Here is a 20,063-nt window from a genome sequence, read left to right on the forward strand (position 1 = left end):
TATGCCAGACAGGAAATCTTTAATTATGGGCACCACCGACACGATTCGCAATGACTGGACCCGCGACGAGATCGCGGCCTTGTTTGAACTGCCATTTAATGACCTGATGTTTCAGGCGCAGGTGGTGCACCGTCAGCACTTTAACCCCAACGAGGTGCAGATCAGCACTCTGTGCTCCATCAAGACCGGTGCCTGCCCGGAAGACTGTAAATACTGTCCACAAAGCGCCCGCTACGATACCGGGCTGGAGAAAGAGCGGCTGATGAAGGTGGAGGCGGTGCTGGAAGAGGCCCGTGCGGCCAAAGCCAGTGGTGCGACCCGTTTTTGTATGGGAGCGGCCTGGCGCTCGCCGAAGAAAAAAGACATGCCCTACGTGACCCAGATGGTCAAAGACGTCAAGGCGCTGGGTCTGGAAACCTGTATGACTCTGGGGATGGTCAGTGAGGCGCAGGCGACCGAATTGGCTGGAGCCGGTCTGGATTATTACAATCACAACCTGGACACTTCCCCGGAATTTTACGGTGACATCATCACCACCCGCACTTATCAGGATCGGTTGAACACACTGGGTAATGTGCGCGCCGCCGGCATGAAAGTCTGCAGCGGCGGCATTGTCGGCATGGGCGAAGGTCAGTCTGATCGCGTCGGTTTGCTGCATCAATTGGCCACCATGGACAAGCATCCGGAATCGGTTCCGGTAAACATGCTGGTGCGTGTTGAGGGGACTCCGCTGGCGGATCAGGCCGATCTTGATCCTTTCGATTTTATTCGCACGATTGCCGTAGCCCGTATCATCATGCCGAAATCTCATGTGCGTTTATCGGCGGGCCGTGAAGAGATGAATGAGCAGATGCAATCCATGGCGTTTATGGCCGGTGCCAACTCCATCTTTTACGGAGAAAAGTTGCTGACTACGCCCAACCCGGAAGCCAGCAAGGACATGCAACTGTTAAAGCGTCTGGGCATCAATACGGAAAAGTATGAAGTCCACGAAGACGAGGCTGAGCAGGAAGCAAACGTGTTGCAGTCCATGGAAGCGGCTAAAAACGACAAGTTCTTTTACGACGCAGCGACCAAGTAACGGCTGCGTGGGCCTGTGCCTTTATGAGCAATAACCCAAAGCCGCAGGCTACGCCTTCGCAGGAAGCTGCCTCTGCGCCGAAAGCGGTCTCTTCGCGGGAGTCGAACTCTTCACTAGAGACTGCCCTGGCTCCGGCGCTGGAAGCCCGCAAGCAGGCCCACCTTTATCGCCGTCGCCGTACCCTCAGCAGTGCCCAGGGGGCACTGGTGACGGTGGATGGTGAGCAGCTGGTCAATTTTTGCAGCAACGATTACCTCGGCCTGGCCAATCATCCCTCTATTGTGACGGCGTTTAAAAACGCGGCGGATCACTATGGCGTCGGCAGTGGTGCTTCGCATCTGGTCAGCGGCCACAGCCTCGAACATCACGCGCTGGAAGATGAGCTGGCGGTGTTTATGGGGCGCGATCGGGCGCTGTTGTTTTCCACCGGCTACATGGCCAATCTGGGCACCATCAATGCGTTGGTGGGCAAGGGCGATGCGGTGTTCGAGGATAAACTGAACCACGCTTCCCTGCTAGATGGCGGTCTGTTATCCGGCGCCCGCTTTCAGCGCTTTCTGCACAACGACCTCGCGGACCTCGACAAAAAATTAGCCCGCAGTGACGGTGATCGCAAGTTGGTGGTGGTGGACGGTGTCTTCAGCATGGACGGCGACCTGGCGCCGTTACCGGAATTGTCTGAGCTGGCTCAGAAACACAATGCCTGGTTGATGATGGACGATGCCCACGGCTTTGGTTGTCTGGGAGCATCGGGTTCCGGTAGCGCTGAACATTTTGCTCTGAGCCAACAACAGCTGCCGATTGTGATGGGCACGCTGGGCAAGGGCGCCGGTTCGTTTGGCGCGTTTGTGGCCGGCAGTGAGGTGTTGATTGAAACGCTTGTCCAGCAGGCGCGGCCCTATATTTACACCACCGCCATGCCGCCGGCGGTGGCCGCCGCCACTCGCGCCAGTTTGCAGGTGATTCAGGAAGAAGCCTGGCGCCGGGAACATCTGCAGCAATTAATTCAGCAATTCCGCACCGGCGCCACACAATTGGGCTTGCAGTTGATGCCGTCACCGACCGCCATTCAGCCGGTGGTGTTTGGTGATGCCGCCACTACCTTGACCGTCTCCGAGCTGCTGCGGGCCCAGGGTTTTTGGGTGGGCGCAATACGTCCGCCAACCGTGCCCCAGGGAACCTCCCGATTGCGCATCACGTTGTCGGCCGCACACTCTGCCGGGCAGGTGGCAGGCTTGCTGGCAGCGCTGGAAGGTGTCGTCAAGTCCTTGCCGGAGTTGACGCCAACTTCATGATTACTCTGCAGACATTACCGGCGCAATCGTCACGCGCATACGCCGAACCGCTGGTGCTTTTGCACGGTTGGGGCTGCGACTCGCGCAGTTGGCAACCGCTGTTGGACAGGTTAAACGAAACCCTGGATGTCATCCTGGTGGATCTGCCGGGGTTTGGCCGTGGCAGCGAACTGGAAATGATTCAGACTGCGGACGATTTTTGTGGCCGTCTGATGGCAGTGCTGCCCCGTCGTTTTCTGCTGCTGGGTTGGTCGCTGGGCGGGATGTTGGCAACGCGACTGGCGGCGCAATACCCACAGCGGGTCCTGGGCCTGATTACGTTAGCGAGCAATCTGAAATTTGTGGCCTCGCAAGAGTGGCCAAGCGCGATGCCGCGCCATGAGTTTGATGCGTTTGCCCAGGGGTTTACCCAGTCGGCGGAGCTGACCTTAAAGCGCTTTGCCGCATTAACGGCCAAAGGTGATATCGACAATGAGCGTGGCTTGTTGAAATCGTTGCGTCAGCAAGCTCAGGCCGCCTGGTTGCAGGCGGGGGCCAGACAGCTGAGTTGGCGAGTGGCGCTGAGCTGGCTGGACGACCTCGACAACCGCCAGTACTTTGCCGGCCTGTCTCAACCCGGGCTGCACCTGCTGGCGGAGGACGACGCGCTGGTTCCGGGTGCGGCGGCGCAAGCCATGGGCTTGTTGAATCGACAGCAAAAAATAAAGCTGCTAGATGGCTGTGCCCACGCGCTGCACTGGTCCCGCCCAGAGCGAGTGAGCGCCGAGATTCTGACCTTTGTGGATGCGGTTCATTACGCGGTCGATAAACGCAAGGTGGCGGAATCCTTCGGTCGAGCGGCGGACAAATACGATTCCGTGGCAGGCTTACAGCGTCAAATTGGGCATAATTTATTATCCACCGTGCAGCCCGACAGCGCCGGGCACTGGCTGGATTTGGGCTCGGGCACCGGCTATTTTACGCCGCAGCTGGTGGCGCGTTGTGAGTCGGTGTTGGGGCTGGATTTGTCCGAGGGCATGCTTCGCTATTCCCGCCAGCACCATGGCTGTGACAACATTCAGTGGTTGTGCGGTGATGCCGAAGCGATTCCGTTAGCGGATGCGTGTTTGTCTGGAGTGTTTTCTTCGCTGGCGATCCAGTGGTGTGCGAATTTACCGCAGTTGTTTGCGGAGTTGAAACGTGTCCTCAAACCTGGTGGCCGTTTGTCTCTGGCAACCCTGGGGCCGGGAACCTTACACGAATTGCGCGCCGCCTGGAGCGAGGTAGACAAGTACACCCACGTCAATCACTTTGCCTCCGAAGCCAGCGTGCGTCAGGCCATCGCTGACAGCGGGTTAACCCTGGAGCGTTGGCAGACTGAACATATCGTTCTGCGCTACCAGCAGGTGCGTGAGTTAACTTACGAACTGAAAACCCTGGGAGCGCACAACATGAATCACGGTCAGAGTTCCGGTTTGACCGGCCGCCAGCGCATCACCCAATTCAAGCAGGCCTACGAACAGTTTCGACACACCGATGGACACTTGCCAGCCACCTACGAAGTGTTTTATCTGGAGCTCTCTCACTAGAGAGAGGTTCTTAAGAGCAAGGTACTTAAGAATAAGGTTCTTAAGAGCAAGATCCTTAACAACAAGGTACTTAGAGAGAGATTATCGCGACCGTGAGCGCTTCTCCCCGACAGTCAACGAATTTACAGCGAGCGAATCCAATCCATGGCTAAGCAAAAATACTTTATTGCCGGTACCGATACCGATGTGGGTAAAACTCTGGTGGCCTGCGGCATTCTGGAAAAAGCCCGTCAGCAGGGACTCACCACGGCGGCCGTGAAACCGGTAGCGGCGGGGTGTGAGCGCACGCCAGACGGCTTGCGCAACGGCGATGCGCTGGCGCTGCAGGAGGCCATGACGCTGGATCTGCCCTATGAACAGGTGAACCCGGTGGCCCTTGAACCACCCATTGCCCCTCACATTGCGGCCCTGCAGGCCGGCAAACAGCTGTCGGTGTCGCGTCTGGCGGGTTTCTGTAGCGGTGTGCTGTTCCAGGCCTGTGATCTGGCGCTGGTCGAAGGGGCGGGTGGGTGGCGCGTACCGCTGAACCCCCGGGAGACGCTGGCGAATCTGGCGATGGAGTTGAACTTGCCGGTTATTTTAGTCGTGGGGATGAAGCTGGGCTGCATCAATCACGCCCTGTTGTCGGTGGAGGCCATTGAGCGAGACGGTTTGCGGGTGGCCGGCTGGGTGGCCAATCGCATCGACCCGGAGATGAGTTGTTATGCCGAAAATATGATGACCTTGCGCGCCTTGCTGGCTGCGCCTTGCCTGGGCGAGGTGCCTTTTCTGGCCGCGGCGGATAAACAGCAGGTTGCTGATCACCTGGACCTGGCTGCGCTTTCTCCCGGTAAGTAATCGCCCCCTTTATGGTGTAGTCACTGTAACGTTGATGCTGTTGCGCTGAGGGTACAGCGGGGTATCCCCTTGTCAGGTACTGATCGGCGCCACGGGCGGGGGTTCAGCGTTATCCAGCCGGCTGCCGAAGTCATCTTTATTGAAGCCACCCTTCATTCAAATCATCCTGAATTACAGTCCAGTCCAGTCCAGTCCAGTCCAGTCCAGTCCAGTCCAGTCTCGGATACCGATATGCACCTTGAGTTGGCATTGAACGGGTCTGACACCAGGCCTGGACTACTCTCTTCTGCCCTCTTTACGCACCATACGGCCTCTGGCAGCGCCCTGTTTGGCGTAAGTGGGTCGGTCCAGCTAAGCTTAAACTCATGTGGATTAACCCCGTAGGGATTACCCCGGTTGGCCCAATAAGCGCGAGCAACAGGTCACTGGGGTGAAAATAAACTTGTGTTTCAAACGGTTGTTTGTTTTAATTTTAGGCAGAATCTGTTGTTGTGCCATAACCAGTGTCGCGTTGAAACCGTTGTTGAGTTGAGTCAGGCGTCAGCATGCCTCAATGACCTGCCTTCCAAAGGCGTGGTCTCTATCTTGCATCAACCCCCTTGACGAAGCACATGGCTCAAACATTCCAATTTCCTGATGAATAATCTTAGAGGTGACAGAGATGGCCGACTATAAGGCGCCTTTGCGCGACATGCGTTTCGTACTGAATGAAGTTTTCGAAGCAGACAAATTGTGGGCTTCTCTGCCCGGCACTCAGGAGGTTGTAGACCCTGAAACTGCCGACGCCATCCTGGAAGAGGCGGCCAAGCTGATTGAGCAGGAGGTTGCACCTCTTAACCGTGAATCCGATGAGCAGGGCTCAACGTGGAACGACGGGGAAGTGACTTCACCTGAAGGCTTCAAAGAAGCGTATCAGGCCTTCTGTGAAGGCGGCTGGAACGGTCTCGGTGGTAATCCTGCTTATGGCGGCATGGGCATGCCCAAAACCCTGACCGCCCAGGTGGAAGAGATGCTGCAGTCGGGCAGCATGTCCTTTGGTTTGGCTCCCATGCTCACCGCTGGTGCCTGCCTGTCTCTCAACGCGCACGGTTCGGACGAGCTGAAGGAAAAATACCTGCCGAATATGTATTCCGGTGTCTGGTCCGGTGCGATGGATCTGACCGAGCCTCATGCGGGTACCGACCTGGGTATTATCCGTACCAAGGCCATCGAAAACGCGGATGGCTCCTACGACATCACCGGTACCAAAATCTTTATTACCTGGGGTGAGCACGACATGGCTGAGAACATCATCCATCTCGTCTTGGCCAAGCTGCCGGATGCTCCAGCGGGCCCGAAAGGCATCTCCCTGTTTCTGGTCCCCAAGATCATGGTGAACGAGGACGGTTCGTTGGGAGAGCGTAACTCCCTGAGCTGTGGCTCCATTGAGAAGAAAATGGGCATCAAGGCCTCGGCCACGTGTGTCATGAATTTTGATAACGCCAAAGGTTGGCTCGTCGGTGAAGTCAATCAAGGCCTGGCCTGTATGTTCACCATGATGAACTACGAGCGACTGGTGGTAGGTATTCAGGCATTGGGCGCTGCGGAGCGTTCCTATCAAAATGCCGTCGAATATGCCCGTGATCGTCTGCAAAGCCGCAGCCCCGAAGGGGCGAAGAACCCTGAAAAAGCCGCTGACCCGATCATTGTGCACCCGGACGTACGCCGCATGTTGTTGAGCATGCGTGCACAGACGGAAGGGGCGCGTGCGTTTTCAACCTATGTGGCCAAATGGCTGGACATCACCAAGTTCGGCGGTGATGCGGACGCTAAAAAGACCGCGGATGCCATGGTGGCTCTGCTCACACCAGTGGCGAAAGCCTTTATTTCTGATAAGGCGCTGGAAGTCACTGTGACCGGACAGCAAATCTTTGGCGGCCACGGCTTTATCCGCGAGTGGGGCCAGGAGCAGCTGGTACGCGATGTGCGTATTACCCAGATTTATGAAGGCGCCAACGGTATTCAGGCGATGGACCTGATGGGCCGTAAAGTCGTTGCCAACGGCGGCAAATTCTTCGACATCTTCGCCAGCGAAGTGCAGGCGTTCATTGATGCCAATGGCGATGATGAAGCGATGGCCGAGTTTATTGAGCCACTGCAGAGTGAACTGAGTAACTTGAAATCGGTGACAGAAGAAGTCATTGCTGAAGCGCAAGAAGACCCCAACGCGGTGGGTGCGGCGGCCAATGATTATCTGCATTTGTTCGGGTTCACCGCTTACGCGTACATGTGGGCGATGATGGCGAAAGTGGCCCTGGACAATGAAGGCAGTGCCGATGTCGATTTCTATGAAAGCAAGCTGAAAATTGCCCGCTTCTTCTTCCAGCGTCAGTTGCCGGCCACCCGATCCCTGAGTGTGAACATTTTGGCGGGCAGCGATACGTTGATGTCTCTGGATGCGGACCTGTTTTAAGTTTGACGTAAACAGTTTCAGAGAGAATTGAGCGCTCTCTATTGATCAATTGCCTGACATGGGTCAGGTGTTGGTTTTGACCCCGGTGCCGTTGGCCCCGGGGTCTTTTTTTATGGGGGTGTTGTGCTAGAGTGGAGCTTCACATGTGGTAAAGGAGTCTCCCTGTGCCTGCAGCAAAGCGTTTGTCTCCGGAAGATCAGCAAAGGGTCGATCGATATTTGACCTCGGGTGTGCACCAAACGGATCGAAAACCGTTTCGAGTCTGGCGGTTGTTTGCCTTTATCTGGCTGGTGTTGGGGGTGATGAGCGCCATCAGTTACTGGTTGGCGATTAATCACGGAGTGATCTGAGCGTGTCGACTTCGCGTCCGGAGACTGGGCGGCTGGCCGGTGCTAAACAGGTCGGAGGAGAAGATACGGGGGGCCGTGAGTTGCAAAGCCGTCTTATTTTGGACGTGGGGGTGTTGAATGCCCTGTTTGCCGGCGACCGGCAGATGCAATCTGCCGTGCTGGAGGAGTTCCGGCGCTGTGCCGACCCCTATGTCGAGGAGTTGTCGGTTGCGATTGCCGGACAGGACCGCAGTGGAGTCCGGGCGCTGGCTCACAAGCTCAAGTCGTCTTGCCGTGCCATCGGCGCATCTGCTCTTGGTGATCAGTGTGAGGTGCTGGAGCAGCTGGCGGAGGATGGCAGCTGGGATAAGCTGCAGGCCCTGGAGCTGCGTGTTCAGCTGCTGATGGCCAAAGTTATAGAAGCTATTGACGCAGTGGTGGATGCTTAACCCGTGGCGACCGGCTTGTGGCGGAGCGTCACCAGAGGCTAATCCTCTGAAACCCAGCGCAGTGGTTCTCCAAAATCATCGGTTAACAGCGTTTTGCGGCTCTGGTTGTTGTGATGTCGGGTCGGTACCCGTTTGGGTTTCTGGCGGCGGGCTTCAATCGCCTGGATTTCAGACAAAACCGGGGTGCGGGTCTGCGAGTTGCGCTCAATGTGAGGGGATTTTGGCAGCGGACTGTTGACCTCTCGGCCACTTTCACCTGCTTTAAACTCGTCCACAGAACCACCATGAGAGAGGAACTTGCGTACCTGATCATCAATTTCCTGACGAATTTGCGCTTTGGTTTTCAGTGGTTTCATTGCTTTTGGATAACTAATGGCTCTGTGTAGACTCGCTAGTGGTCCGCTGTTAACGAGCCGGTGGCTCGTTATTTACCGGCGAACGGTTTTTGTTTACTGGCAGATGGTTCTTTCGTTTACTGACTAAAAGCGCTTTGTTTACTGGCTATTACGCTTTGTGTACTGACGACTAAAGGCGCTTTGTTTACCCGCAACCGTTCTGCAATTGGATCTTAATACTTCATTTTAGAGGGCTTTGGCCCAAAAATCATTGTTCAATTTACCATCAAATCAGGCTGTTGGCTCTCTTTAGCGGCTTTGCACGTCCAGTTTGACGGATTTGTTGAACAGGAGGAGGTTCATTAATATAGCGCGATGGTTGATATTCTCATCCACAATTAACCTGACGTTAGTGCAGGGGGCGAAGAATTTTGGCTGTAATGTTACGTTAATTCCAGTAACGTTTGCTCTTTGGGGGGAGGCTTTTCCGGCGCTGATTGGGCCACTAAGGCGCGTTTCAATAATCATGATACACGGGGGTTGTCGCGTGCCGATTAAGGTTGACGATGGCACTGGAACGACTAGGGAGTGTACTTTTGGACAGCATTAACAGCTTTTTTTTGTTTCTGGACAGTTATTTGGGGTCAGCGGTGTATTTTCCGTATCTGCTGTTGGGGGTCGGGGCTTTTTTCACGGTGTATTTGAAGTTTCCGCAGGTGCGATATTTTGGTCATGCCTGGAAAGTGGTCGCCGGGAAATACGATAAAGCGGAAGATAAGGGGGATACCACACACTTTCAGGCACTGGCGACGGCACTGTCGGGCACCATTGGTACAGGCAACATCGGCGGGGTGGCCTTTGCCATTTTTCTCGGTGGGCCCGCGGCGTTGTTCTGGATGTGGATGACCGCCTTTCTCGGCATGACCACCAAATTTGTCGAGGTCACGCTATCTCATAAATACCGGGAGCAAACGGAAGACGGCACCATGGCGGGCGGTCCCATGTATTACATGGAAAAGAAGCTGAATATGAAATGGCTGGGCGTGGTGTTTGCCATTGCCGCAGTCATCAGTTCTTTTGGCACCGGTAACCTGCCGCAAATCAATAACATTGCACAGAGCATGCAAACCACCTTTGGTGTCGAACCCATCCTCACCGGTGGTGTATTGGCGGTGCTGCTGGCGCTGGTGATTATTGGTGGGATCCACCGTATCGCTGCAGTGACCTCAAAAATTGTGCCGCTGATGTCGGTGATTTATGTGGTGGGTGCGCTGGGAGTGATTTTTTATAATCTGGAAAATGTGTTGCCGTCGTTGACGTCGGTGTTTGCTGACGCGTTTACCGGATCATCGGCCGCCGGTGGGTTTCTGGGGGCGACCTTCGCTTACGCGTTTAACCGCGGTGTCAATCGGGGGCTGTTTTCCAACGAAGCGGGCCAGGGGTCGGCACCCATTGCACACGCCTCGGCCAAAACCGAAGAGCCGGTGTCTGAAGGTATGGTGTCAATTCTGGAACCCTTCATTGATACCATCATCATCTGTACGTTGACCGGGCTGGTGATTTTGTCGTCTGGCGTCTGGACCGAAAAACATCAAACCCATTTTCAGCGTGCGGACACCACCTTCCTGATGGGCGAATACAGCGATACGGTGGTCGACGACCGCGAGCACCTGTTCCATTTTCTCAATCGTGGTGAAAATGAGGTGAAAACCTTTACCGGCAGTATCGAGGTGGTGGCGGGCGTGTCGGTCACTTCTGGGTACACGGTATTGAGCTCCCGCTCTGTGGCTGAAGACGTTCGCTTCGGCGTTGGGAGTGCGGACGAACCCTACAGCGGCGTGTTGCACGTGCGTGATGGCTTGCTGGAGAACCAGGACATTGCCATGACGGGCAAATCCCTGGTGCATTCGGCAGAGCTGACCACCCTGGCGTTTAAGCAGGGTTTCTTTGGGGAATATGGGCAGTACATTGTGTCGATTGGGTTGTTGCTGTTTGCCTTTTCGACCACCATTGCCTGGTCCTATTACGGCGACCGGGCGATGATTTATCTGGTGGGGCAAAAGGGGGTGATGCCCTACCGGGTGTGTTATGTGGCGGGTTTTTTCTGGGCGTCATTTTCGGATACGACCCTGGTGTGGAACCTGACCGCAGTGACTCTGGTGCTGATGACATTGCCGAACCTGCTGGGCATCATGTTGTTGCGCAAGGACATGAAAGACAGCGTGGCGCAGTACTGGCAGCATATGGATGCGGACAAGAAACGATAAAGAGCGGAAAGGCACCGCTCGCGATCACGCCACAGCCCCGGTCTTGCCGGGGCTGTGGCGTTAAGGGCCAGACGTTCCGCTTTAGCTTTTCAAGCGCAATTGCGCTGGAACTCTATGAGCTCAATTCGCCGCGCAGGTTTTGAGTCATCAGGGTTCTGATGGTCTCGACACTCAGGCTTTGACTTAACAGGTAGTGCAGTTTGGTGAGTGTCGCTTCGATCGTCATGTCGCCGCCGCTGATGACGCCGGCCTGGGCCAGGGCGTTGCCGGTGGCGTAGCCTTCCATGTTGACCTTGCCCTGCAGGCACTGGGTGCAGTTAATGATGATGGTGCCCTGCCCGGTGGCGCGTTTCAGGGGGTCTAAAAAGTCGTCGCTTTGGGGCGCATTGCCGACCCCAAAGCTTTGTAAAATCAAGGCCGCCAGCGGCTGATGCAACAGGTTGTCGATGATGGCCGATGAGATGCCCGGGTAGAGAGTGACTACGCCGATGGCCTGGGGTTGAATTTGTTGCACCGTTAAGGGTGGTGAAGCGGGTGGTTGAGACCAGGCCGGCAGCGACGTATTCAGGGGCCGGTCGCTATCACTGATCGAGCTGTCGTTGATCTGAGAGCCATCGATCAAAGTCCCATTGATGAGGGTGATGTCAATGCCGGCCTCCAGCAGCGGACCGAAGTTGGGCGACTCGAACGCATTAAAGCCGTCGGCGTGGGTTTTGACACTGCGGTTGCCCCGGAACAGGCGGTTGTTAAAAAACAGACCCACTTCCGCGATGGGGTAATTGGCCGCGATGTACAGCGCGTTGAGCAGATTGGCGTGGCCATCCGAGCGCAATTGCGCCAGGGGAATTTGTGAGCCGGTAACAATCACGGGTTTGTTGAGGTTTTCCAGCATGAACGACAAGGCGGAGGCGGTGTAGGCCATGGTGTCAGTGCCGTGCAACACCACGAAGCCATCGTAGCGGTCATAATGTGCCGCAATATCATCGGCAATCACCTGCCAGTCCCGCGGGCTCATATTGGCTGAATCGATCAGCGGGTGATATTCCTGCAGCGTGAACTCGGGCAGTTCCGGGCGCTGAAATTCCGGCATGGATTGCAGGTGTGCACTGAGGAAGTTCTCCGCCGGGATATAGCCCTGGCCTGAAGGTTTCATGCCAATGGTTCCGCCGGTATAGGCAACGTAGATGGATTTTTTAGGCATGGTCATAGTGCTTTTGAAGAGTTCATGGCGAAGAGTTCATGGTGAAGAGTTGGTCCGGGTACTGTGTTTGACTGAGCCCGCCTGCGTTGTGTGTACCGGTTTCGTGGACTGACCCGGTCTGTAGAAAAACGTGTCAAAGAGCTATTGTAGCGCGGGAGCTTAAGGGTGCCTATGGGCTGGGAGCTTAAGGGTGCCTATGGGCTGGGGGCTTATGGGCTATCCTCCCCCCGGGGTATTTCAGCAGCCACGGGGGTTATACCCCCGGGGGCCTGGTAGAGATTTGACGCTAGAAGTTGATGGACCGGCCTTAGTGGTGTTCCTGATCGGTACTGGTGGTGCCAAACCGTCGTAACACAGTGGCGGTATGTTCCCCCAGTCTGGGCGGCGGTTGCCGGTATTGCACCGGAGTGCGCGACAGTTTGATGGGGTTGCCCGGCAGCGTTAATTGACCGTTGAGCGGGTGGGGCACGTTCACTTTCATGTGACGGTGCTCAATCTGCGGGTCATTAAACACATCTTCAATGGTGTTGATCGGGCCCGCCGGAACCCCTGCGGCCTCGAACACGCTTAACCACTCATCCCGGCGGCGCTGTGTTAACGGTTCCTGCAGCTGTGGAATCAACAGCTCGCGATGGGCGACACGCTGGGCATTGGTGGCAAACCGCGGGTCGCTGGCCAGCGGGCTGAGGCCAAGCGCGGTGCACAGGCGCTGAAACTGCTGGTCGTTGCCCACGGCAATGATGCAGTGGCCATCGGCGGTGGCAAAGCTTTGGTAGGGCACGATGTTGGGGTGGGCGTTGCCCAGGCGCTGCGGCACCGTATCGCCCACCAGGTAATTGGTGGCCTGATTGGCCAGGGTGGCAGCCGTCACGTCCAGCAAGGCCAGGTCGACATGTTGCCCCAGACCGGACGTTTGCCGCTCATGCACCGCAGCAAGAATACCGATGGTGGCGTAGAGGCCGGTCATGATGTCCGTCAGGGCCACCCCGACTTTCTGGGGCCCGCCGCCCGGCAGGTGATCCTGTTCACCGGTCACACTCATCAAACCGCCCATGGCCTGCACTAAAAAATCGTAGCCGGGGCGATGGCTGTAGGGTCCGGTTTGACCAAAGCCGGTGATCGAGCAATAAATCAAACGCGGGTTGCGGGCCGACAGGGTGGTGTAGTCGAGCCCGTATTTTGCGGCTCCCCCCACCTTGAAATTTTCCAGCAGGATGTCACATTGATCCGCCAGTTCGCGCAGGGTCTGTTGGCCTTGCGCGGTGGTGATGTCGATACACACGGATTGTTTACCGCGATTGGCCGCCATAAAGTACGCGGATTCTGCGGTGGGGTCACCGTTGTCATCGCGCATGTACGGAGGCCCCCAGTGGCGGGTGTCGTCCCCTTGGCCGGGGCGCTCGACTTTAATGACTTCTGCGCCCAGATCGGCGAGTGTCTGGCTGGCCCAGGGGCCGGCCAGTACCCGGGAGAGATCCAGAACTTTTAGCCCTGCTAATGCACTGCTCATGTCGCCAGTTTCTCCGGGTTTAAAAGGCTGGGATGTCGGTTTGCGTGCGGCCCAGAATCAGGCCGTGCACATCGTGGGTGCCTTCGTAGGTGTTGACGACTTCCAGATTGACCATGTGACGCATGACCGGGTATTCATCCGAAATGCCGTTGCCACCGTGCATGTCCCGCGACATGCGCGCGATGTCCAGCGCTTTGCCACAGGAATTGCGCTTGATCAGGGAGATCAATTCCGGCGAAATGTTGCCGTTGTCCATCAACTCCCCGGCGCGCAGACAGCCCTGCAGGCCCAGGCTGATTTCCGTTTGCATGTTGGCCAGCTTCAGCTGAATCAACTGGGTCGCGGCCAGTGGGCGACCGAATTGTTTGCGTTCCAGCGTGTAGTTGCGGGCCGATTGCCAACAGGTCTCGGCGGCCCCCAGGGCGCCCCAGGCAATGCCGTAGCGGGCGTTGTTGAGACACCCAAAGGGGCCTTTCAAGCCCTGGACGTTGGGGAGCAGCTGCTCTTCCGAGACAAACACCTCGTCCATGACGATTTCACCGGTGATGGAGGCGCGCAACGCCAGCTTGCCTTCGATCTTGGGAGCGCTTAAACCGGCCATGCCTTTTTCCAGAATGAAGCCGCGGATCACATCGTCATCGGTTTTGGCCCACACCACAAAGACATCGGCGATGGGGCTGTTGCTGATCCACATCTTGGCGCCGGTGAGCTTATAGCCGCCGTCCACGCTGCGTGCGCGGGTCACCATGCTGCCGGGGTCAGAGCCGTGGTCGGGTTCGGTGAGCCCGAAGCAGCCAATGAATTCTCCGCTGGCCAGCTTGGGCAGGTATTTTTCCCGCTGCGCTTCGGTGCCGTAGGCGTAGATGGGGTACATCACCAGAGACGATTGCACGCTCATCATGGAGCGATAACCGGAATCGACGGCTTCCACCTCGCGGGCAATCAAGCCATAACTGACGTAATCCACCCCGGGGCAGCCGTAGCCGTGAATGGTGGGCCCGAGCAGCCCCAGCTCGCCCATTTCTCGAAAGATGGCCGGGTCGGTGTGCTCATCGCGGAAGGCCTGCTGCACGCGCGGCAACAGCTTTTCCTGGGCGTATTGGCGGGCCGTGTCCCTGACAAGACGCTGTTCGTCGGTGAGCTGTTGTTCCAGCAAAAACGGGTCCTGCCAGTTCATTTTTTGCCAGGAGTTGGAAGGGGTGGTTGATGTCATGGATCAGGGCTCCGTCAGAGTGTTGTCAGGGCTGGCTACCGCTTGGGTGAGCGCCAGGTATTGGCACACCCAGGGATGTGCTTAAGTGGAGCTACCATAGCAAAGGTAATGTCTCTATAATAAATATATGTTTTGTATTATTTTTATATAATATTTATATGGTGGTGGGGCAGGCTGTTTATGGATCTTCGCAAACTGGAAATTTTTGTGCAGGTGGCGCACCTGAAAAATTTCTCCCGGGCTGCCGAACAGCTGCACATGGCCCAGCCACCGGTGAGCATCGCGGTGCGCAAGCTGGAAGAGGAATTGGGGGCAACGTTATTCATCCGCGATCGGCGAGATTTGCGCCTCACTGTCGAAGGGCAGCGAGTGCTGGCCCAGGCCGAGCAGATCCTGCGCCAGGTGGACGAATTGGCGGCTTCCGTGGGCGAACTGCAGGGGGTCTTGCGGGGGGAAATCAAGCTGGCGTGCCCGGCCATGGCCGGTACCTATTTTCTGCCGAAGCTGCTGGGTCAATTTCTGGACCTGCATCCTGGCCTGACCGCCAGTGTCACCCAGGCGGGGACGCAAAAGATTGAGCAGATGTTGCTCGATGACCGGATTGAACTGGGGGTGGTAACCAACGCTGAGGACAATGTGGCGTTGGAGGTTGTGCCGCTGGTGTCCGAAAAGATGATGTTGTGTGTCGGTGAAGGTAATGCGTTACGGCACAAAAAACAGGTCACGGTCAGCGAACTCAGCCATCAATCCATGGTGCTGTATGAGAGTGACTATTTCATCCGCCAACAGTTTAATCAGCTGTGTGCTGAACAAAGAGTGGAGCCGGATATTCGGTTGCAGACGAACTACCTGCCGTTATTGATGCAGTTGGTAAAACAAAATCATGGCGCCACCATTGGCCTGGCAATGATGGCGGCACAGGAGTCGGGCATTTTTGCGGTGCCCTTGTCGCCTGCAGTGCGGGTAAATTTAGGCATTGCGGTCCGGCGTGGACGCAGTATCTCGAAAGCCCATCAGGCTTTCGTTGAATGGTTGGCTGCCAAGGCACACTGATGGCCAATACTTTTGAAGGCAATTGCTGGTGTGGCGGTTATGAAAAAATACAGCGTTTCAATTCTCACTCCGCCTGAGGCGGTTTATGCGCTGGAGACGGATCAGGACATTAGCTTGTTAGAGCTTATGCACCAGCACCAGCTGCCCGTGCGTAAGGCGTGTCGCAATGGGGCTTGCGGAATTTGCCGTTGTCAGCTGGTGGCTGGTGAGATTACCTATAAGCAGCGGCAGCCCTTTGCGCTCTGGCAAGAAGATATTGCCAGAGGCATTATCCTGCCTTGTATCGCTTTTGCACAAACGGATGTCATTGTCAGCGATGTGCCGCTGCAGCTGCCCAAAAAATAAAGCCACAGCGGGGTCTGTTACTCAAGGTTATGCTGCTATTCGCTGACCTGTTGTTCGCTGACCTATTGTTCGCTGGCCCGCTGTTGAGAAACTGCCTGACTGCGTTTGATCACCGATTCGATGATCCCGGCTATGCGAGGGATCAGGGTCTCCGGAAAATCATGGGCCATACCTTCAATGGCAAACAATTCTGCGCCGGGAATGTTGCGGGCAGTATCTTCGCCACACGCGAACGGCACCAGCGGGTCCGCGGAGCCATGTATTACCGCGGTTGGTACCGATAACTGCTGCAGCTGACTGCGCCGGTCCGGTGCGCAGAGGCACGCTGCCAATTGCCGCCGGGTTCCCTGAGGGCAGTAATTGCGATGAAATGCGAAGGCGGTGTGCGCGCGCAGATCTTCATCGGTAGAGGGGTAGCCGGGGCTCATGAGAATTTTCCAGACCCCCGTCAAATGTTCAATGATGGCTTGCTGATCAACGGTGGCTTTGGGCGGTGTTAACGCGACGATGGCAGCCGGATCCGGTTTCGGCAGTGAGCGGTTGCCAGTGGTGGACATGATCGAGGTTAACGACAGTACCCGCTGGGGAAAATGAATGGTCACCAGTTGAGCAATCATGCCGCCCATGGACGCCCCCACAATGTGCGCTTTTTCCCGGTTCAAATAGGTTAATAACGCCACGGCATCCTGCGCCATGTCTTTCAGCGTGTAGGGCAATTTGGGGGTCGATCGAAACAGTAAAGACCACGCCACTCGTTTCATGCTGGGCGTTTTGGCGTGCTGCATTTTGGTGGATAAGCCGGCGTCACGATTGTCGTAGCGAATCACAAAGTAATGTCGATCTGCCAGTTGCTGACAAAAATCTTTTGGCCAGTGAATCAACTGCGAGCCCAATCCCATGATCAATAAAATGGTCGGGTTCTTGGGGTTGCCGAACGTTTCGTACTCGAGGGTGAGGTCATTAATGGTTGCTTGTGTCATGGTAAGCCCGGGACGGTTGATTTCTGGATCAGGAAAAAACATGCGGTGATCAAGAGCGCGATCAACCACAAACTTGGCTAATCCTAACCTGCGGTTTTCCGAAGAGTTACATTAATTTTAGCAATAATCACTCTCTTGTATGTGTTGACCCGTTGTCATCAATTTGTGTGTCCCGGCCGATTGCCGATTGCTGAATGTGTCATCGGTCCATTCGATGGAGCGGCTTGCCTCTGGCTCAGTTGCAGGTTCACTGACCTTTAAAAACGGCCTTTCGTTTTTCGAAGAAGGCTTTGCTGCCTTCTTCGAAGTCTTCACTGCGGAACGTAATGTTTTGCAACAGCGCTTCTTGTTCCAGGCAGACATCCAGATTTTCTGTGGCGGTTTGCTGCAGGATCTGTTTGGATAACCGCAAGGTCAGGGGGGCTTGTTCGGTCAGCGCTGCGGCCCAGGTCAGTGCGTCCTGCAGTAAACTCCCGGCAGGAAACACGCGATTAACCATGCCGGCCGCTTCGCACTGTTGTGCGCTAAGGCGCTGAGAAAAGGCAATCATCTCATAGGCCTTTTTGGACCCCAGGTACGATTGCAGGAATTTGTGCGATCCGCCATCGGGGATCAGGCTGATAGCGCCGAACGCGGAGTAAAGGTAGGCGTCTTCCGCCATGACCATCAGATCACAGGCCATGGCCAGTGCGCCACCCACACCAGCGGCAGCACCGTTGACCACACTGATCACCGGTTTGGGGGCGTTGGCGATGGCTTTGATCAGTGGACTGTATTCGCGGCGCATCAGCTCTGTGATAAAACCCTCCGCGTCACTGCCTGTTCTGGGTTCGCCCAAGTCAGCACCGGCGCAAAACCCTTTGCCGGCGCCGGCCAGTAAAATCACCCGAACCTGTGGGTCATCACCGGCGTCGTGAAAGGCGGTGACCAGCTCGCTGCGCATTTGCCGATTTAAGGCGTTGCGCACCTCGGGGCGATTCAGGGTGATGGTGGCGATCTGGTGGTTCAATGTGTACGTCAGCGTTTCAAAACGACTCATGGCAATTTCCTGTTATGAGCTTATTGTTATCAGGGCGTTATGATCTCCGAGAGGGCTTGGGTCGGGGCAAACCGTTGGCGATTGTTTATTCAACCGCGCCCTGCTCCAGCAGGGTTTGAATGGCGTCGCCGGACAGCCCCAGATGTTCCAGCACGGTCCGGGTATCGTGCCCGGGCGGGTGTTGGCCGTGGCGGACTTCCGAGCGGGTGCGGCTGAAGCGCGGTGCCGGTGCCGGTTGCTTATAGCCATCCAGTTCAATGTAGGCGTCACGCTCGCGATTGTGTGGGTAGTCAAAGGCTTCGTGGGCCGTGAGCACCGGCGAGAAGCAGGCGTCGGTGTTTTCCAGCAGGGCACACCATTCATCGCGGCTTTTTTGTTTGATGACCTCGGCGAGGATGGCTTTTTTCGCGTCCCATTGATCCGCGTCGTTCTGGGTGTGCAGATTAAAAATGTCAGGGTCCAGTCCGCCTTTTTCCACCAGTGTGGTGAAAAACTGCGGTTCGATTGCGCCAATCGCCACGTACTTGCCGTCGGCGGTTTCGTAGGTGTCGTAGTAGAAAGCGCCACCATCGAGCATGTTGACGCCGCGCTCGTTAAAATTCCACATGTTGGAGGCGTGAAAACTGTGGCACATCCACATCAGGTTGGCGGCACCATCGACCATGGCGGCATCCACCACCTGGCCTTTGCCGGAATTTTTGGCTTCCAGCAACGCCGCGAGCACCCCGCTGACCAGGAACATGGTGCCGCCGCCAAAATCACCCACCAGGTTCAGGGGCACCACCGGCTTTTGGCCCTTCACCCCAATGGCGTGCAGCGCCCCGGTGATCGAGATGTAATTGATGTCGTGGCCGGCGTTGTGGGCCAGTGGGCCGGTTTGTCCCCAGCCGGTCATGCGGCCGTACACCAGCGCCGGGTTGACGGCGTGGCAATCTTGCGGGCCAATGCCAAGCTTCTCAGTGACCCCCGGGCGGAAACCTTCGATCAAGACATCCGCGGTCGCGATCAGTTGGAGCAACGTTTCCCGACCCTGCGGACTTTTGAGGTTGACGACAATGGATTTCTTGCCGCGCCGGCTCATGTCTTCGGTGTACAGCGGAGGCAGGTTGCCGCCGCGATCAATGCAGATGACTTCGGCCCCCATGTCCGCCAACAGCATGCCGGCCATGGGGCACGGACCTAAACCCGCCAGCTCAATCACCCGATAACCAGACAATGGGCCCATAGTGAACTCCTCTAATGCAGTGTGATTCGATGTTATACACCCGCAGAGCGGGCGCATCGATATTGGAATGATCTGTAACGTTATCGCGTTTTTACCGGGGTTGCATGCGAATGGCGGCGTCCATCCGGATGCATTCACCGTTGATGTAATCATTGTCCACAATGTGGGCGGACAACTTGGCAATCTCCGCCGGTTTGCCCAGCCGCTTGGGGTACACGGTCGACGCTTCCAAAGACTTGTAATAGGACTCGTCAACGGTGTCAAACAGCGGGGTGTGGATCAGCCCCGGGACGATGGTGTTGACGCGAATGCCGTAAGGCGCGAGTTCGCGTGCCATGGGCAGTGTCATGCCGACGATGGCTCCTTTGGTGGCGGAATAGGCAACCTGACCAATCTGGCCTTCGTAGGCAGCGACCGACGCCGTATTGATGATCACGCCGCGACCGCCGTCGTCGTTCACCGGATCGTTCTGGGCCATTTTTTCCGCGGCTAACCGGGCCACGTTAAAAGTGCCCACCTGGTTGACCATGACCACTTTCATGTAGGTGTCGAGGGGGTGGGGGCCGTTCTTGCCGTAAGTTTTGCAGGCCGGGCCAATGCCGGCGTAGTTGTTGACGATGTGCAGGGCGCCGAATTTTTCCACTACCGCGTCGATGGCGGTTTGCACAGAGGCTTCATCGGCGACGTTCACATGGTAGTAAGCCACCTGCTGGCCGAGACGATCAGCAATGGCTTGGCCAGCGGCTTCGTTCAGATCAAAAATGGCGACGTTGGCGCCGCTGGCCGCGTACAGCTCAACGGTGCCCAATCCCAGCCCGGATGCGCCTCCGGTGACGATAGCGGTTTTACCGGTGATGTCCATAATACTCTCCAGATTGTTGCGC

General features: G+C 56.4%; 18 protein-coding genes. 10 read left to right on the plus strand and 8 right to left on the minus strand.

What is annotated here, in order from left to right:
* Nucleotides 1–25: 25 nt before the first annotated feature.
* The 7 genes from bioB (at nucleotide 26) to G8770_RS15775 (ending at nucleotide 8,011) form a co-directional block, all read left to right on the plus strand.
* The gene (gene bioB / locus G8770_RS15745; protein WP_167188870.1) at nucleotides 26–1,081 is read left to right on the plus strand and encodes a biotin synthase BioB; all 1,056 of its coding nucleotides are present in this window, start codon (nucleotides 26–28) and stop codon (nucleotides 1,079–1,081) included.
* Between the two features lie 23 nt (nucleotides 1,082–1,104).
* Nucleotides 1,105–2,376: an 8-amino-7-oxononanoate synthase gene (bioF, locus tag G8770_RS15750; RefSeq protein ID WP_167188873.1), complete on the plus strand. Its 1,272-nt coding sequence runs from the start codon at nucleotides 1,105–1,107 to the stop codon at nucleotides 2,374–2,376.
* Nucleotides 2,373–3,944 carry a malonyl-ACP O-methyltransferase BioC gene (gene bioC, locus G8770_RS15755; protein WP_167188876.1) on the plus strand — a complete coding sequence of 524 codons (1,572 nt, stop codon included), beginning with the start codon at nucleotides 2,373–2,375 and terminating at the stop codon, nucleotides 3,942–3,944. Before bioF ends, bioC begins: the two co-directional genes overlap by 4 nt.
* A 144-nt stretch (nucleotides 3,945–4,088) precedes the next feature.
* Nucleotides 4,089–4,781 (plus strand): dethiobiotin synthase, encoded by a 693-nt coding sequence (gene bioD / locus G8770_RS15760; protein ID WP_167188879.1) that lies wholly within the window; start codon nucleotides 4,089–4,091, stop codon nucleotides 4,779–4,781.
* A gap of 661 nt (nucleotides 4,782–5,442) precedes the next feature.
* Complete coding sequence (locus tag G8770_RS15765; RefSeq protein WP_167188882.1) at nucleotides 5,443–7,233, plus strand: acyl-CoA dehydrogenase C-terminal domain-containing protein; 1,791 nt, start codon at nucleotides 5,443–5,445, stop codon at nucleotides 7,231–7,233.
* A gap of 164 nt (nucleotides 7,234–7,397) precedes the next feature.
* Nucleotides 7,398–7,583 carry a DUF3094 family protein gene (locus tag G8770_RS15770; protein WP_167188885.1) on the plus strand — a complete coding sequence of 62 codons (186 nt, stop codon included), beginning with the start codon at nucleotides 7,398–7,400 and terminating at the stop codon, nucleotides 7,581–7,583.
* A gap of 2 nt (nucleotides 7,584–7,585) precedes the next feature.
* Nucleotides 7,586–8,011, plus strand: coding sequence for an Hpt domain-containing protein (locus G8770_RS15775; protein ID WP_208022297.1), 426 nt, complete (start codon nucleotides 7,586–7,588; stop codon nucleotides 8,009–8,011).
* A 38-nt stretch (nucleotides 8,012–8,049) separates the two neighbouring features.
* Here the strand turns inward: G8770_RS15775 and G8770_RS15780 are convergent, their stop codons facing one another.
* Nucleotides 8,050–8,367 carry a hypothetical protein gene (locus tag G8770_RS15780; RefSeq protein ID WP_167188888.1) on the minus strand — a complete coding sequence of 106 codons (318 nt, stop codon included), beginning with the start codon at nucleotides 8,365–8,367 and terminating at the stop codon, nucleotides 8,050–8,052.
* A 575-nt stretch (nucleotides 8,368–8,942) separates the two neighbouring features.
* Between G8770_RS15780 and G8770_RS15785 the strand changes: the two genes are divergently transcribed.
* Entirely contained in the window at nucleotides 8,943–10,613 is a 1,671-nt protein-coding gene (locus G8770_RS15785; protein ID WP_167188891.1) for an alanine/glycine:cation symporter family protein, read from the plus strand.
* A gap of 112 nt (nucleotides 10,614–10,725) precedes the next feature.
* On the opposite strand, the gene G8770_RS15790 is transcribed toward G8770_RS15785, so the two are convergent.
* The 3 genes from G8770_RS15790 to G8770_RS15800 form a co-directional block, all read right to left on the minus strand.
* On the minus strand, nucleotides 10,726–11,814 hold the full coding sequence (locus G8770_RS15790) for a type I asparaginase (protein ID WP_167188894.1): 1,089 nt from the start codon (nucleotides 11,812–11,814) through the stop codon (nucleotides 10,726–10,728).
* A gap of 307 nt (nucleotides 11,815–12,121) precedes the next feature.
* Entirely contained in the window at nucleotides 12,122–13,324 is a 1,203-nt protein-coding gene (locus tag G8770_RS15795) for a CaiB/BaiF CoA transferase family protein (RefSeq protein ID WP_167188897.1), read from the minus strand.
* Nucleotides 13,325–13,343: 19 nt separating this feature from the next.
* Nucleotides 13,344–14,537 (minus strand): acyl-CoA dehydrogenase, encoded by a 1,194-nt coding sequence (locus G8770_RS15800; protein ID WP_167188900.1) that lies wholly within the window; start codon nucleotides 14,535–14,537, stop codon nucleotides 13,344–13,346.
* Between the two features lie 180 nt (nucleotides 14,538–14,717).
* Here G8770_RS15800 and G8770_RS15805 point away from each other — a divergent pair, with 180 nt between their 5' ends.
* Together G8770_RS15805 and G8770_RS15810 are read left to right on the plus strand one after the other, a co-directional pair.
* Nucleotides 14,718–15,590 carry a LysR family transcriptional regulator gene (locus tag G8770_RS15805; protein ID WP_167188903.1) on the plus strand — a complete coding sequence of 291 codons (873 nt, stop codon included), beginning with the start codon at nucleotides 14,718–14,720 and terminating at the stop codon, nucleotides 15,588–15,590.
* A gap of 39 nt (nucleotides 15,591–15,629) precedes the next feature.
* Nucleotides 15,630–15,935 carry a 2Fe-2S iron-sulfur cluster-binding protein gene (locus tag G8770_RS15810; protein ID WP_167188906.1) on the plus strand — a complete coding sequence of 102 codons (306 nt, stop codon included), beginning with the start codon at nucleotides 15,630–15,632 and terminating at the stop codon, nucleotides 15,933–15,935.
* Nucleotides 15,936–15,997: 62 nt separating this feature from the next.
* On the opposite strand, the gene G8770_RS15815 is transcribed toward G8770_RS15810, so the two are convergent.
* From G8770_RS15815 to G8770_RS15830, 4 genes are all read right to left on the minus strand, one after another.
* On the minus strand, nucleotides 15,998–16,915 hold the full coding sequence (locus G8770_RS15815; RefSeq protein ID WP_167188909.1) for an alpha/beta fold hydrolase: 918 nt from the start codon (nucleotides 16,913–16,915) through the stop codon (nucleotides 15,998–16,000).
* A 247-nt stretch (nucleotides 16,916–17,162) separates the two neighbouring features.
* Nucleotides 17,163–17,954: an enoyl-CoA hydratase/isomerase family protein gene (locus tag G8770_RS15820; protein WP_167188912.1), complete on the minus strand. Its 792-nt coding sequence runs from the start codon at nucleotides 17,952–17,954 to the stop codon at nucleotides 17,163–17,165.
* An 85-nt stretch (nucleotides 17,955–18,039) separates the two neighbouring features.
* A complete protein-coding gene (locus G8770_RS15825; RefSeq protein ID WP_167188915.1) occupies nucleotides 18,040–19,179 on the minus strand; it encodes a CaiB/BaiF CoA transferase family protein in 1,140 nt (379 codons plus the stop codon).
* A 91-nt stretch (nucleotides 19,180–19,270) separates the two neighbouring features.
* Nucleotides 19,271–20,041, minus strand: coding sequence for an SDR family NAD(P)-dependent oxidoreductase (locus tag G8770_RS15830; protein ID WP_167188918.1), 771 nt, complete (start codon nucleotides 20,039–20,041; stop codon nucleotides 19,271–19,273).
* Nucleotides 20,042–20,063 lie beyond the last annotated feature (22 nt).

This window comes from Pseudomaricurvus hydrocarbonicus, assembly GCF_011602365.1.
GTDB classification, from domain to species: domain Bacteria; phylum Pseudomonadota; class Gammaproteobacteria; order Pseudomonadales; family Cellvibrionaceae; genus Pseudomaricurvus; species Pseudomaricurvus hydrocarbonicus.

Excerpts from the sequence above, each read along its gene's own strand:
- bioD (WP_167188879.1), top strand. The coding sequence starts at position 4,089 with ATGGCTAAGCAAAAATACTTTATTGCCGGTACCGATACCGATGTGGGT.
- G8770_RS15790 (WP_167188894.1), bottom strand. The coding sequence starts at position 11,814 with ATGCCTAAAAAATCCATCTACGTTGCCTATACCGGCGGAACCATTGGC.
- G8770_RS15780 (WP_167188888.1), bottom strand. The coding sequence starts at position 8,367 with ATGAAACCACTGAAAACCAAAGCGCAAATTCGTCAGGAAATTGATGAT.
- G8770_RS15765 (WP_167188882.1), top strand. The coding sequence starts at position 5,443 with ATGGCCGACTATAAGGCGCCTTTGCGCGACATGCGTTTCGTACTGAAT.
- G8770_RS15815 (WP_167188909.1), bottom strand. The coding sequence starts at position 16,915 with ATGACACAAGCAACCATTAATGACCTCACCCTCGAGTACGAAACGTTC.
- bioB (WP_167188870.1), top strand. The coding sequence starts at position 26 with ATGGGCACCACCGACACGATTCGCAATGACTGGACCCGCGACGAGATC.
- G8770_RS15805 (WP_167188903.1), top strand. The coding sequence starts at position 14,718 with ATGGATCTTCGCAAACTGGAAATTTTTGTGCAGGTGGCGCACCTGAAA.
- bioF (WP_167188873.1), top strand. The coding sequence starts at position 1,105 with ATGAGCAATAACCCAAAGCCGCAGGCTACGCCTTCGCAGGAAGCTGCC.
- G8770_RS15795 (WP_167188897.1), bottom strand. The coding sequence starts at position 13,324 with ATGAGCAGTGCATTAGCAGGGCTAAAAGTTCTGGATCTCTCCCGGGTA.
- G8770_RS15825 (WP_167188915.1), bottom strand. The coding sequence starts at position 19,179 with ATGGGCCCATTGTCTGGTTATCGGGTGATTGAGCTGGCGGGTTTAGGT.
- G8770_RS15830 (WP_167188918.1), bottom strand. The coding sequence starts at position 20,041 with ATGGACATCACCGGTAAAACCGCTATCGTCACCGGAGGCGCATCCGGG.
- G8770_RS15800 (WP_167188900.1), bottom strand. The coding sequence starts at position 14,537 with ATGACATCAACCACCCCTTCCAACTCCTGGCAAAAAATGAACTGGCAG.
- G8770_RS15810 (WP_167188906.1), top strand. The coding sequence starts at position 15,630 with ATGAAAAAATACAGCGTTTCAATTCTCACTCCGCCTGAGGCGGTTTAT.
- G8770_RS15820 (WP_167188912.1), bottom strand. The coding sequence starts at position 17,954 with ATGAGTCGTTTTGAAACGCTGACGTACACATTGAACCACCAGATCGCC.
- bioC (WP_167188876.1), top strand. The coding sequence starts at position 2,373 with ATGATTACTCTGCAGACATTACCGGCGCAATCGTCACGCGCATACGCC.